The sequence below is a fragment of the Zobellia alginiliquefaciens genome (genome assembly GCF_029323795.1).
Classification (GTDB): domain Bacteria; phylum Bacteroidota; class Bacteroidia; order Flavobacteriales; family Flavobacteriaceae; genus Zobellia; species Zobellia alginiliquefaciens.
The window spans coordinates 1,323,720-1,338,400 of record NZ_CP119758.1; the positions used below are offsets into that span (position 1 = coordinate 1,323,720).

7 protein-coding genes are annotated in these 14,681 nt (G+C 40.2%); all 7 read left to right on the forward strand.

The features are described from left to right. The first annotated feature begins 37 nt into the window (after window positions 1-37). The 7 genes from P0077_RS05620 to P0077_RS05650 all read left to right on the forward strand — a co-directional run bounded on the left by P0077_RS05620 (window position 38) and on the right by P0077_RS05650 (window position 14,636). Complete coding sequence (locus P0077_RS05620; protein WP_276168155.1) at window positions 38-4,159, forward strand: hybrid sensor histidine kinase/response regulator transcription factor; 4,122 nt, start codon at window positions 38-40, stop codon at window positions 4,157-4,159. Between the two features lie 325 nt (window positions 4,160-4,484). Further along, on the forward strand, window positions 4,485-7,580 hold the full coding sequence (locus tag P0077_RS05625; protein WP_276168156.1) for a SusC/RagA family TonB-linked outer membrane protein: 3,096 nt from the start codon (window positions 4,485-4,487) through the stop codon (window positions 7,578-7,580). 13 nt (window positions 7,581-7,593) lie between these two features. Beyond that, window positions 7,594-9,402 (forward strand): RagB/SusD family nutrient uptake outer membrane protein, encoded by a 1,809-nt coding sequence (locus P0077_RS05630; RefSeq protein ID WP_276168157.1) that lies wholly within the window; start codon window positions 7,594-7,596, stop codon window positions 9,400-9,402. A 28-nt stretch (window positions 9,403-9,430) separates the two neighbouring features. After that, window positions 9,431-9,895: a DUF5018-related domain-containing protein gene (locus P0077_RS05635; RefSeq protein WP_276168158.1), complete on the forward strand. Its 465-nt coding sequence runs from the start codon at window positions 9,431-9,433 to the stop codon at window positions 9,893-9,895. A 77-nt stretch (window positions 9,896-9,972) separates the two neighbouring features. Then, window positions 9,973-11,529 (forward strand): sulfatase family protein, encoded by a 1,557-nt coding sequence (locus tag P0077_RS05640; protein ID WP_276168159.1) that lies wholly within the window; start codon window positions 9,973-9,975, stop codon window positions 11,527-11,529. After that, entirely contained in the window at window positions 11,530-13,047 is a 1,518-nt protein-coding gene (locus P0077_RS05645; protein WP_276168160.1) for a sulfatase, read from the forward strand. Further along, the gene (locus P0077_RS05650) at window positions 13,047-14,636 is read left to right on the forward strand and encodes a sulfatase-like hydrolase/transferase (protein ID WP_276168161.1); all 1,590 of its coding nucleotides are present in this window, start codon (window positions 13,047-13,049) and stop codon (window positions 14,634-14,636) included. The genes P0077_RS05645 and P0077_RS05650 overlap by 1 nt, the downstream gene beginning before the upstream one ends. Window positions 14,637-14,681: the final 45 nt, after the last annotated feature.

Below are 14,681 nucleotides of genomic sequence, written 5' to 3' on the forward strand. Positions count from 1 at the left end.
CCAATATTCCATAGGTGTTAACTAGGTTTCTGGTTTTATGTCCAAAAAACTTTTCTCAACATTAGTATGTATACTTTGCTTTCTGTGTCTTCATGCGCAAGAAAGTAAACTTGAATTCTCGCAAAACTATACCATTTTTGATGGTTTGGCCCATAATGGCGTTACCTCTATTCTTGAGGATTCTAGAGGATACATTTGGGTAGGAACTTTTGAAGGTTTGAACCGTTATGACGGATACGAATTTAAAACTTTCAAAAACACACTTAACAATGATCTTTTTGTAAGCAATCGTATTAGGTCTCTTAAAGAAGATACCAAGGGCAATATCTGGATCGGGACGGATGAAGGCATATCATTGTATGATTACAATTTGGAAAAATTCACCAATATCTACTCCAATCAATTGGCAAAAAAAGGAGTTAAAGGGCCTGTCGTAAGAGACATAGCAATAAATGAAAGTAAAAAAACAATACTCTGCGCTACCGAAAAATATGGCGTATTAATCTTTAATGAAGACTACACTTTAAAAGAAGAGTATTCTCCCACCGCTTTTTACCAAAATGGAGCTGTTGACTTTTCAAAATCAATTGCAATAGATGATAATACTTATCTCTATGCAACCTCGGTGGGCCTACTTTCTTTGAACTTAACAGACCAGCAGTTTACAAAACTAGTTCCGGATGAAATAGATAACAGCCAGTCTGTTTTACAGATAGATGACCATACTATTTTAGCCACACTCAGAAGTGGTTTCGCCGTCCTATCCTATTCAAAAGTTGGTGACACTTATAAATACAGTGTAGTAAAAAATAATATTTTACCCTCCCGGAATTTCAATAGCTCCGGCTTTGACCATCAAAATAACATCTGGCTGGGCACCCTAAATAGGGGCGCTGTCCGTATTAACGACATTACTAGTTTGTACAAGGACTCAGGTCCGGATTATTCCCTGTTCGAACTGAAAAACAAACAACTTCGCATGAGTTGTTTTCAAGCCACATCCAATAATAAATTTTGGGTAGGTACTTTTGACAAAGGGATTTTCCGGTTTGACCTGAAGAAAAATCCGTTTAAGGATTTTAAAGGAAAAAGCCCTTTTGAATTTGGAGTAAGTGACAGACATTTAATTCAAGTTGCCGCCTTAGATGACCACAGTGTTTACCTTACGAAAAATCAGGGAGGCTTAGCACTATTTAATACCGAAGCGAGCAAATTTGAGCCCCTCCCATTTGAACTCCAGGAAAAATTTACCTCAAGAATCAACTCAATTTATGTAGACACCAACAAGAGAACCTGGATGAAAGTAGCTCAAGAAGGCTATTTTATGTTAAATACAGGTGAAGAAACTCCAACGCCCATCGACACAAGTTCACTACCGGAATTTTCGGAAATAGAATCGTATAAAATTACGGAGGATAAAAAGGGGAACATTTGGCTAAGTACTAGAATAGGAGTTTATAAATTATCGGTAAGCGAAAAAGGTGCTGTTACAAGGATAGAAGCACTTAACGACAATCCGTATTTTGAAAATTTTAAAATTACCCTGGCCCGCTATATTTATGCGGACCCAGAATACGATTTTATTTGGGTAGGAACAGCCGAAGACGGTCTCTTTAGAGTAAACATTGAAGGTGACCCTCTATTAAAAGATGCGAAAATCAAACATTTACGGATAGACAAAAAAGAAGGCGGCCTGCCCAACAATTTTGTTTCCGCCGTTATAAGATCTCCCGATGGATGCTTATGGATAGGAACCGAAGGAGCCGGGATCTGTAAAGTAGAAAATAGTGAGAAGGAGCCCATTTTTATTCCTTTTTCCGAAAAAGATGGACTTTCCAACAACGTTGTAAAAAGCATTAACATTGACAATGAAGGCAACCTTTGGATTGCTACAAATGTGGGTCTGAATAAATTTTACCCTAAAGAAAAAAAGTTCAGGAAATTCGGCAAAGAGGATGGACTCCCCTTTGAAGATTTTTGGTACGCTTCCTCTTACTTAAAAAATGGCACTTTGGTATTGGCCGGTCTTGAGGGCTTCTCCTATTTTAAACCAGAATCAATCACCGATTCCGAACTACTGCCCACTTTACATTTTGGAGATTTCAAAATATTCAACAAAACTGTTTTTCCTCAAGATACGGTCAATAAAAGGGTGTTGCTTTCCGAACGGCTTCATGATGGCCAAAAGTTAAAATTAAGATACGATGAGAATGTTTTTACAGTAGAGGCTTTATCCCTGCATTTTGCTTCCACAGAAAATCACTTTCTAAAATACAGACTTTTACCCGTAGACCAGAATTGGCTACAGACTACCTCTGATCAACGCATGATCAACTACAATGGTTTACAGCCTGGAACCTATTCATTAGAGGTAGCGGCATCAAACTCCATTGGAGAGTGGACCGCTCCCAAAACGCTTAACATAGTTATTTCCCCTCCATTTTGGAAAACTCCCTTGGCCTATATTCTTTATGCCTTGGCTTTCTTTTTAATTCTGGGTATTGTGCTCTATAATATTATAAAAGTACAATCGTTGCGCTACAACATTCAATTAGAGCAAATAGAAAAAGACAAGGTTAAAGAGGTAAATGCGGCCAAACTTCGGTTTTTTGCAAACATTTCCCACGAACTAAAAACACCGCTCAACCTAATTGCCAGTCCGGTTAAACTGCTGTCCGAGCGTTACAAAGACAATATAGATTCTCAGGAAAAACTGAATATCGTGGCCCGCCAATCCAAAAAAATAGCACAGCTTATAGACCAAATTCACGATTTTGAGCGGGTAGATGCCAATTTAATGGAAATGAACTATTCAAGATTTTATTTTGATGAGTTTATAGCAAGCCTAGTCCCTGACTTTCATTACCTGGCCTACAACAGCCACAAAAGGTTAGAAGTCGTTTCTAAAAATTCAAATATTGTGGTATCTGCAGACCGTGATAAACTAGAAAAGGTGTTTAATAACCTTTTGAGTAATGCCTTTAAATATACTGGAACCAATGATCTTATTACAATTACCTATGTAAGTGATGACAAAGACCTTCTTGTTTCCGTAACCGATACGGGAAGGGGCATTCATGATGATGATTTACCTCATATTTTTGAAAGGTTCTATCAATCCCGAAAAAGAGAGAGCATACATTCTACAGGTTCGGGCATAGGGCTCGCTTTTTCCAAAAAATTGGTAGAAATGCATTATGGTTATCTGGAAGCTTTTAGTGAAATAGGGGTTGGCACAACTATAACCGTGCGTCTACCGGTGGTCAAAAAAGAATCTACGGACGACCAGGCTTCCAAAGAAAATGCTATCATAACGGCCGAAAATGAGGTGTCAGATGCAGAAACTACGATAGCAAAGACTGAAGTTTCCAAAATTAAAACAAGCGGTGACCACTCAGAAAATCTTATCTTTTATGTGGAGGATGTGCTAGATATGCGGCTCTACGTATCTAAAGTGCTTTCTAAATTCTTTAAGATCAAAACATTTACCAACGGAAGGGAATGCCTAGATGCCATGGAAGACCAATGGCCAGATTTAGTCATAAGTGATATTCAAATGCCGGTCATGAACGGATTGGAACTTTGCAAACGTATTAAGGCAGATATAAAAACAAGTCACATTCCGGTTATATTACTTACTGCGTTAGATGATATTGAAAATCAGATTCAAGGTATCAAAGATGGTGCGGATGCCTACATTAAAAAACCTTTTGATGCCCGCCAGTTGGTAGCTCGCACGGAAGCTCTGCTGGAAAATAAAAAACGATTACGGGAACGTTTTAAAATAGGGATTCCACTTACCAAGGACAACAACCTCAACATTAGAAACGATAATGCGTTTCTTGAAAAGCTATATCATCTCATGGCCGAAAATCTAGATAATCAAAATCTAGATATGGACCAATTTGCACGTCAATTGTACCTCAACCGAACGCATTTCTATCAAAAAGTAAAAGCCTTAACGGATAAAACTCCGTTTGAAATGCTGAAAATGTATCGATTAAAAAAGGCCGCGGAACTATTGGTACAACAACCAGACCTATCCGTCAACGAAGTCTACACTATGACGGGTTTTAAAAGTCGAACACATTTTAGCAAGCTCTTTAAAGAAATGTATCATACCACCCCAGGGAAATATGCTTCCCAGAAAAACGACTAAGAAACATCCAGTTTTATTAAGTCAAAAAAACCTTCAATTCACATTCCGTAAAGAAAATGAGGTTATACCTAGTACAACTTCACTTCTCGCTTACGAAAGTCCATTCGACTTAGAATTCCTCCAGGTAACCGATAAATAAGGGTTTTACCGTCTCTCAACCATATCCTCAAAATCGGCATTATTAATTTCTGAATACATAATATTTACGCACGAATACATCGTTTTTAGTGCGAAAAATACCTTTGTCCCATGTCAATGTTAAAAAATTAACATTTTGACTTTTTACATTTTCTCTCAACTAAATTTTAATAACTCAACTCAAACTATGAAAAAAAACAGGCCTAAAATTCCACAGTGTTGGTTGTTTTCGCTTTGCGTTTTGACATTGCTAACTTGCAGTGCCACTTTTGCACAAACAACTGTTACCGGTACAGTAATCAGTACCCAAGATGGTATGCCACTGCCAGGAGCCAATGTTTTGGTAAAAGGTACTACTATAGGTATCGTTACTGATTTTGACGGTAATTATTCAATTGATGTGCCTTCTAGCTCGGATATTTTGATATTCAGCTACATTGGTTATAGCACACAAGAGACAGCTATTGATGGCAGAACAACCATAGATATTTCCTTAGATACGGATTCTGCAAAATTAGATGAAGTAGTCGTTATTGGTTATGGTACATCTACCAAACGAAAAATGGTAGGCGCCATAACCACTTTAGCACCTGAAAAATTAGAACAGACCCCTTTCAATAATGTGGGCGAAGCTTTACAGGGTCAGGTATCTGGTCTTATAGTTGAAAATAGTGGCGGTGCTCCTGGTAGTTCTCCCGCTATATCCATCCGTGGTGGTGGCTCGCCTTTATACGTAATTGATGGGGTTATTACAGAAGAACAGGATTTTAACACGATCAACTCCAATGATATAGAAAGTATCAGTTTTCTAAAAGATGCAGCGGCTACAGCGGTTTACGGATCTAGAGCTGGTAACGGTATTGTATTGGTAACTACAAAACGAGGAAAAGACGGAAAAATAAATGTCAACTACTCGTACAATTATCAAATGAGCCAACCCACCATATTGCCAGAAATGATGAATTCTTACGAATTTGCCCAGGTTCAAAACGCCGCAAGTGCCTATGAAGGTATACCTGTACCATATTCTCCCGAACAACTGGAGACTATAAGAACTCATGCCGATCTTGACACGTACCCTGATAATAACTGGCCGGACTTAACGCTTAAAGAGTTTGCGCCCGAGCAACGCCATAACCTTTCTCTTTCCGGAGGTGATAAAAAGACCAACTATTTTGTTTCGATGGGCTATATAGACGAAGGAAGTCTGCTAAAGGAAGATGTAGTCAACTATAACCGCTTCAACGTTAGAAGTAATGTTACTACTAAGTTTGAAAAAATAGGACTTGAAGTTGGCGTTAACCTAAACTCAAGTATTGAAAACTACGAAGAGCCTTCTGCCGGAATGTACGGTGTATGGCGTGCCGTAAACCAAAATACGGACCCACTTTACCGCGGCTACAACCTAGACGGCACTTTAGCTGGTGGCGGTAACGGCGATAATCCACTTGCGCTAACTGATAAAGATGCAGGCTACAATCAAACAAGAGATAAATTCATTAATGCTCAATTAGATTTAAAATGGCAAGTACCTACTGTTGACGGTCTAAGACTAGGTGTAATGGCCAATTACCGAGATGGTGATGGATGGGGCAAATTATGGGAATACAACGTGCCTCTGTACATGCAGGACGGATCGCTCACACCACAAACTCCTCCTGCATTAAGTGTAAACTCCTATTACAGCAACAGACTTTATTTTGAATCTAGTGCCAACTATTCACGAACCTTTGGCATGCACGGTCTTGATGCTACGTTTGTCTATAACCAAACTACGAGTAACTATGCCGATTTAGGTGCGTCCAGAAGAAATTATTTATCCGGTGCGGTAGACCAACTTTTTGCCGGCCCCGCAGTTGGAAAAGATAATGATGGTAGTGAGCGCGAGGCTGCCAATGCGGGTTATGTTTTTCGACTTAAATATGATTTTGATTACAAGTACATCATTGAGCTTAGCGGGCGTTACGATGGTAATGACAATTTTGCCCCTAAAAAAAGATGGGGCTTCTTCCCAGCCATGTCTTTTGCGTGGAACATTGCCGAGGAAAACTTCATGCAAAAGCTTAAGGATGATAACATTATCAACTCATTAAAATTAAGAAGTTCTTACGGTAAAACCGGGGTTTCAGAAGGCGTAAATAGATTTGGATATATTCCTGTTTACAATTTAGAATCCGGAGTGTACACCATTGGTAATTCTTTGGTAAACGGTTATTCGGAAGGTAATCTCGTAAACCCAGATGAACTTACTTGGTACAATAGGGAGTCGTTTAACTACGGACTTGATTTTTCCACTTTTGGCGATAAATTCAGTGGTACCCTAGAATACTTCTACTATCTCACCACAGGTTTTTTGGTAAGCCCTCAGAATGTCTACTCTCAGCCATTGGGAAAACCGCTACCACAAATCCGGTCAGGGTCTAAGCAGCGTAGAGCTGGTTACGAAGTTTCGTTGCGATACAAAGGAAGCATCAATGAATTCCGATTCGGACTGGGAGGAAATGTCTCTTATTTTGATCAGTTGTGGGAACAATTGGATACTGAAGATGAGGCAACCCTAAACAATCCTTACACTAGGGAAACACATAGAACCGACTACTGGGAAGGCGGTAAAATATTCGTAACGGACGGTCTTTATCAAAACGACCAGGAAATCTTGAACAATCCGCGATTATTAAGTTCCACGGAAACCCAAAACGGTGATATTAGGTATGTAGATTCTAACGGAGACGGTAAAGTAGATGAACAAGATAAAAGATTAGTTGGCCTGCCTTCTCAACCGCACCTTACCTATGGTATAGATTTTAACATGAGTTACAAAGGATGGTTTATGAACGGGCTCTTTCAAGGTGCCGGAAACCGCTATATTGGTTTTGACCGATTTATAGCTGCGGAGGCAAAAAGGTTAACATACACTTATCAATTAGACTATTGGACTCCACAAAACACAGATGCCGAATATCCAAGACCGGTTACTTCGGTAGACGTTAACGGAGGAAATAATGATATCGTCAGCAATCCTTCAGATTACTTTCTTAAAAATGCCAAATATTTTAGACTGAAAAATATTCAACTTGGATACGACCTTAAAAAGACTTTTTTGGCGGACAACAACTGGATTTCCTCTTGTAAAATCTTTGCTAGCGGAACGAACATTTTCACTGTTTCACCGGTGAAAGACTACTTTGATCCAGAGCAGGTACAAGGCAGCGACAACGGCACAAACAGCTACGGATACCCAGTACAGCGCACCTATTCATTTGGTATAAACCTCGGATTTTAATTCTAAAAAACTAATGATGAAGAACGTATATATAACCCTATTTTTTATTTCGGTCGGCCTCATGACATTCTCATGTAACGACGACCTTTTAGATACCGAACCCCTAGATAAATACACTGAACAAGATATTTGGAGCGATGCTAACCTTGCCCAAGGTTTTATCTATAACACCTATAATTCTGTGTTACCAGAGTTATTGGTAAACCCAGCGGACCCTGACCCTAAAGGCGGTGGGGCCGGCAATGATGACTTTACGGACAACACCGTACTGGTTCAAGCCAATAAAGTTGCTTTAGACCTAATCGACCCATTTTTTGATGCCGGTTGGGCCAAGAACAATTCCTACTACTGGTATGGTAACGCTCCTCTCGGTTTAAAAAATCCTATTAAAGAAAATTCTTTTGAAGTAATTAGAGATTGTAATCTGATCATTGAAAAGACAACAGCTTCTGAAGGGATTCCCGAGAATATCAAACCAGGATTAATAGCACAAGGCAAAATGCTACGTGCGCTTATGTATTATTCAAAAGCGCGCTTGTTCGGCAAATATGTCATTGTTGATAGGGTTCTTACGCAAGAAGACGATTTAAAACTTCCTAGAACAGAGACCATCAAAGAAACGTATGACTTTATCATTAAAGACTTGCAAGAGGCCGCGGCAGCCCTTCCTGTGGCCAGCAATGCTGAAGCAGGTGAACTTACAAAAGGAGCCGCCTACGCCATGCTCGCAGAAATTGCCCTTCATGGAGCTGCCTATATAGAAAGTGGAAAACAAGACTATTATGATATTTCCAAAAAAGCAAGTGAAGACCTTTTTGCATTAGGTTATGGTTTAGATCCTAACTATGCCCAAATATTCAACAATTATGATAATGCTTTAAATTCCTCGGAAATTATCCTTGGTCTATATACCAATATTGATGCTACACTTTGTGTTTTAACCCCTATGCAGCGGATTGTTCCTAACATGGAAGTGGCAAAAACCGAAGGCACGCCCAAGCTGAACGAATCGTTTTTAGGGTGGACAACAGCAATGCCATCTGTAGATTTAGTAGATGATTATTTAGTAACCGATACAGACGGAATAGCTAAAAAATGGGATGAAACATCGTACTATCAAGATTTTGAAAGCAATGGCGGATTTCTTTCGGATGCCATTTACAACGAGCATCGTGATGCGCGTTTCTTTGCATCCATCGTACAGGACTCATCACTTCTTTTTACAAATACGGTAACCACTAGAATTGGCGGCAATATGCATTATGAGCAAAGTACCAAAGGTACAGGAGCCTCCACTATCTCAGGATACTTTATTAGAAAAGGTATTTACCCGGATATTGAGGGGTACAAGGCCGTTAACTTCACAAATTATCACCAAGTAATTACCAGATTGGGGCGTGCGTATTTAAATTATGCAGAAGTAATGCTACGTCTCAATGATGCGGAAACGGCAGTTGAGTACATTAATAAAACCAGGGTTCAACATGGTCAACTTCCTGAACTGATGGCAGGCATGACCATAGACGAAGTTTGGGAATGGTATAAAATAGAGCGCCGTGTAGAATTGTTTTTTGAAAACGATAGGTATTGGTCACTTTTAAGGTGGGGAAAAGAAGCCGGAGGTGGTATCATCCCAGAGCTAAACAGTAAAGAGCATACGTATTTTGAGATATCTGAAGATGGCAAAGGGTTTGAGAACAAACCGATAGTATTAAAGCCAAGCAATCAGAAAAAACGCTTTTCAACAAGACGTTACTTGTTTCCCGTACCTGAAAACGAGCGCATTCTTAATGAGAAATTAGACCAGAATCCAGGTTGGTAAATCAACGCCTAATACAAAACCACATACGATGAAAAAATATATAAAATTACTAATGTTCTTGCTTGTAGGCACCTCAATGACCTCATGCTTAAAATCAGATTTGGAGGAGCTTCCCGCATTTAGCGATGCCGAAATCACCAATTTTAGATTTGAATACCGGTGGATAGATGACAGCCAAGACTACAACCGCCTTCAGGTGGTTCAATTGGATACCGAAACAAATATTGACTCAGAAAACCAAAAGGTTACCTGCACAATATCGGTACCCGATTCAAGTGGTGATTTTCCAGAAATAATCCGTACCCAGGTAAGCCTTTCAGATATTGTCGGTTATGCCGATATATCTACTGCGGCCACCTTGGCTCCTTCAAACGGAGCTCCTGCTCTTGGAGAGGTAGGGGATTTTAGCAGCAATAATCTAAACTACGAAGTTACCGCCGCAGATGGGACTAAAGTGATATGGAGTTTGACCATTGCAGAATTCAACAAATAAAACTTAAATGGAATAGCTAACTTACTGCAATAGTTCAACCTACCGGTGAACATCAACTTAACTTAATACCTATTCTCATGATAACTTATGCCATACAAACCTTAGAATTTATTTTAAAATTCAGTCTTGTTGGTCTGCTTACGCTTACCTCAAACCCAACGGATAAAGAAAAAGATAGTAAGGCCGAACGTCCCAATATTTTATTCTGCATTGCCGATGACGCCTCAATGAAAAGTTTTGGCGCCTATGGTGATACGTTTGTAAACACCCCTTCCATTGACCGTTTGGCCAAAGAAGGTGTGGTATTTGAAAATGCGTACAACGGAAATCCTAAATGTTCACCGGCACGTGCCTGTATTTTAACGGGCAAGTACAGCTGGCAATTAAAAGAAGCGGCCGACCATAACGGTCGCTTTCCTTTGGAATTCAAGTCCTACCCACAATTATTGGAGCAAAAAGGTTATCGCGTAGGCTATACTGGTAAAGGCTGGGGACCTGGTGTTTACGACACCAAAGATAATCCTGCAGGGCCGCAACATAACGCCATCAAACTAGAACCGCCTTACAAAGGAATTACGGATGTAGACTATGCCGCAAATTTTGAGGCATTTTTAGAAGAAGGCGCCAAGGATGCTCCCTTCTGCTTTTGGTTAGGAACCAAAGAGCCACATCGATTTTACGAATTGGATTCTTGGAAAAAAGCAGGACGCAGGCTAGAAGAAGCGAATGTTCCGCCCTTCTACCCAGATAATGAAGTGGTACGTGGCGATTTGTTGGACTATGCCAACGAAGTAGAATGGTTTGACACCCATGTGGGCAAGGCCATAAAAACATTGGAAAAAAAGGGGCTGTTAGAAAACACCTTGGTGGTTATTACCTCAGATCACGGTATGCCTTTCCCAAGGGTAAAAGGTCAGATTTACGAAGAAGGTTTTCATATACCCTTAATTGCCTATTGGAAAGGGAAAATCATCTCCGGTCGTACGGTGAGCGATTTTGTAAGCTTCTCGGATTTGGCGCCAACATTTATGGAGGTCGCAGGTGAAGCTCCACATCTGCAAATGACAGGTAGGAGCATTAAAAAACAACTTTTTGCTTCTCAGTCGGGTCGAATTGACGCAGCTCGTGATCACGTACTTCTAGGAAAGGAACGGCATGATCTGGGCCGATCTAACGAAGATGGCACCGATTTGGCATATCCTGTAAGAGCCATAAAAAACGACTCTCTTTTATACGTTCACAATATAAAACCAGAAAGATGGCCTATTGGCAATCCTGAATATGGTTTCATGAATACCGATGGTTCTCCAACAAAAAGCTACCTCACAAACTTAAAACCCGAAGATGAAGAGTATCATTATTTTGAGATGAATTTTGATAAGAAACCGGAACATGAACTTTACAACATTCAAAAAGACCCACATTGCATCAACAATTTAGCAGAAAAACCTCAATACGAACCTGTAATTAAAAAACTTCGCACCCAGATGGAAACCGAGCTCATTGCTCAAGGCGACCCCAGAACACTGGGCAAGGGAGAGATATTTGACAATTACATCTATTACGGCAAAAGACTGGATTACAAAACCGGTAAACGCCTGCCTCCATTAAAATATACAAAAAAGACCCACTAAATGCATTATAACTCATTGTTCAAAAATCACTGTTTATTCCTTATTCTTTTTCTAATGTGCCCATGGTGTAATTGGGCCCAGGAAAAACAACCCAATATCATTTTTATTCTTGTAGATGATTTAGGCTATGCCGATGTGGGTTTTAATGGTTCCACCTATTTTGAGACTCCAGCATTGGATGCTTTGGCAAAAGAAAGTTTAATTTTCGACAATGCTTATATGTATCCTACCTGCTCCCCATCAAGAGCTGCACTTTTCACTGGAAAGCAGTCCTTCCGAACCGGAGTGTACACCGTTCCCGTATTGGAAAAGGGAGACGCGGAAGAAAACATTTTTTCTAGATGGACCGTTGGCAAAGAACATACCATATACGCTAAACCTCTCGCCGAAGCGGGATACAAGTCTATTCACGTAGGCAAATGGCATATTGTTGGTCCATATCCTGAAAAAGAATTGGCTATGGATTGGCCTATTCAGCAGAGATTGGACCAACCCCAACCTGGAGATTTTACTTGGGTAGAAAACCATAAAACCCCAACCGTAAAACAATACTATCCTGAAGGAAGGGGCTTCATTAAAAATGTGGGCGGCACTTTTAGAGGTGACCCGGCCCTAGAAGAAGGAGGTTACAAAAGTGAACGTGGAGGCTACCGAGCTCCATTCAGCAACCCTTTTATCGAACCAAAAGCCGATGATGAATGGTTAACGGACCGATTAGCTGCCGATGCCATTGAATTTATAGACGACCATAAAAGCAATCCGTTTTTGGTCAACCTACATTTCTATGCAGTTCATCGTCCTATAAAAAATAGAAACGATGCGCTTTTTGACAAATACATGAACAAACCGGGAGATCCCATAACGGGGCAAGGCATGGGCAAAAACAAAGAAAGGATGGCCAGCTATGCAACTATGGTCCAGTCCATGGATGAGAATATTGGCAAAATCATGGCATACCTCAAAAAAAATAACTTAGAAGAAAACACCGTCTTAATTATTACCTCGGATAATGGCTATCACCCTATTGCTTCAGAAAATTTAAAAATGAGAGGCGCCAAAGGAGAAATCTATGAAGGCGGCATAAAGGTTCCTGCATTAATTCATTGGCCCGGTAAAGTGAAAGCGCGTAGAACGGAAATGCCCATTTCGGTTTTGGATTTCTTCCCTACTTTGATGGATGCTGCACAGATAGATTACAAAGGTCAGCTTGATGGAAACTCACTCACGCCCCTGTTTCAAAAGGATAATACGTTTTTTAGAGAACGACCCTTATTTTGGCATTTGGCAAGCCAGTACAAAAATGGCACTTGTTCGGTAATCAGAAAGGGAGATTATAAGTTGATTCAGTTTTTAGCCGATGGAAAACTAGAACTCTACAATTTGAAAAGTGACCCCATGGAATCGAACAACGTAGTAAAATCGGAACCAAAAACAACCCAGAAGCTACTTAAGGAATTAGTGACTTGGCGTACAAAAAATGATGTACCGCTACCTCCTAATTCCAGTCTCTCTAAATAATGTATCTGTACAAGGGCATTAGCATGCGTATCTCTAAACTCCTCACAAATATATTCCTGGTTCTCTTGATCGCACCAGTATGTTGGGCGCAAAAGAAACCCACCCAAAAACCCAACGTAGTTTTAATTTATGCAGATGATCTAGGAAGAGGAATGCTGGGCACCTATGGTCAAAAAATGTTGACCACACCCAATATTGACAAATTAGCCGCCCAAGGTATGCAGTTTGAAAGAGCTTATGGCGCTATGTACTGCGCTCCCGCAAGAGCCAGCTTGCTTACTGGAATGCATGACTGCCACGGTGGTGATGCCATGACTGTAGTAAAAGCCGGAATCTATATGAAATTGGACAACGGACTTACCTTTGATGAAATTAAAACTAAGATTCACCAAGTAGCCGTACCTGCTAAAAAAGATGAAGTTTTTTTGGGTGAAGTTGCTCAAAGAGCGGGTTATACTACCGGGCAGTTTGGAAAATTGGAATGGGGTTTCGCTACCACTCCTGAACGTTTGGAGCGCCACGGGTGGGACCATCACTTTGGATACTATGACCATGTACGATGCCATGGCTTCTATCCTCCTTTTTTGTTCGAGGATGGAAAAAAAATTGAGATTCCGGGAAATACGCATGTAGACTGTGCCAAAACCACCGAGTACGATTCTCCGCAAAATTTCGCTATTCGCTGGAACATGGAGGGTAAAGCGGTCTATTCCGAACATATTATAATGGATAAAATGTTGGCGTTCATGGATGAGAACCATCCCAAAAAAACGAACAAACCTTTTTTTCTCTATTTCCCTACCCAATTACCTCATGGACCGACCATGGTTCCAGAAGTACATCCAGAATTGGCCAACAACCCCAACCTGACCCAATGGGAAAAGGAATATGCTTCCATGGTAAAAATGTTAGATGACGACGTAGGACGAATTTATTCGAAATTGGAAGAAATGGAAATTTTGGACAATACCATTATCGTTTTTACATCGGACAACGGCCATGAAATCTATTATCCTGAAGAAGGTCGCACCTCAAAAAACAACGTAAATGTTAAAGGCGAAGAATTTGATAATATCACCACTCGTTTCAACAGCCGGGTTACCGGCGATATTTTTGATGGCAACAATGGCATGTCCGGAAAAAAGCGCGACAATTGGGAAGGTGGTGTACGTGTCCCCCTATTCTGGTATTGGAAAGACCACATAAAAGCTGGTGCAGTTTCAGACCAAATGGTGAGCAACTATGACTTTTTAAATACGCTTGCTGAAATTGTAGGCGTGCCCCAAATCAAAGAAAAAGATGGAGTTTCCTATGCCAAAACCTTATTTGGAGGAAAAGCAAAATTCCGTAATTACACCATTTATTCTTCAAAAATGGGGCCTGCTTTGGTCACTCAAGATGGCTGGAAGTTAAGATACTATCTAAAAGAGGATATTTATCAACTCTATTACCTGCCGGATGATTATGAAGAGGTGAAAGATTTAGCCAAAAAGCATCCCCAAAAAATAGAAAAACTAAAGGCCATTCTCTACAAAGAATGCAATCAAAACTGGAAAAATGGAATAGGGCCTGTCCAAAAAAGAATTTAATTCACTACCTACCGGCCATTGTTCTAAATAATAGGTAATACACCC

What these genes read in the sequence shown, in the direction of transcription:
- P0077_RS05640 (WP_276168159.1), top strand. Translation starts at nt 9,973, where the DNA reads ATGATAACTTATGCCATACAAACCTTAGAATTTATTTTAAAATTCAGT.
- P0077_RS05635 (WP_276168158.1), top strand. Translation starts at nt 9,431, where the DNA reads ATGAAAAAATATATAAAATTACTAATGTTCTTGCTTGTAGGCACCTCA.
- P0077_RS05625 (WP_276168156.1), top strand. Translation starts at nt 4,485, where the DNA reads ATGAAAAAAAACAGGCCTAAAATTCCACAGTGTTGGTTGTTTTCGCTT.
- P0077_RS05630 (WP_276168157.1), top strand. Translation starts at nt 7,594, where the DNA reads ATGATGAAGAACGTATATATAACCCTATTTTTTATTTCGGTCGGCCTC.
- P0077_RS05620 (WP_276168155.1), top strand. Translation starts at nt 38, where the DNA reads ATGTCCAAAAAACTTTTCTCAACATTAGTATGTATACTTTGCTTTCTG.
- P0077_RS05650 (WP_276168161.1), top strand. Translation starts at nt 13,047, where the DNA reads ATGTATCTGTACAAGGGCATTAGCATGCGTATCTCTAAACTCCTCACA.
- P0077_RS05645 (WP_276168160.1), top strand. Translation starts at nt 11,530, where the DNA reads ATGCATTATAACTCATTGTTCAAAAATCACTGTTTATTCCTTATTCTT.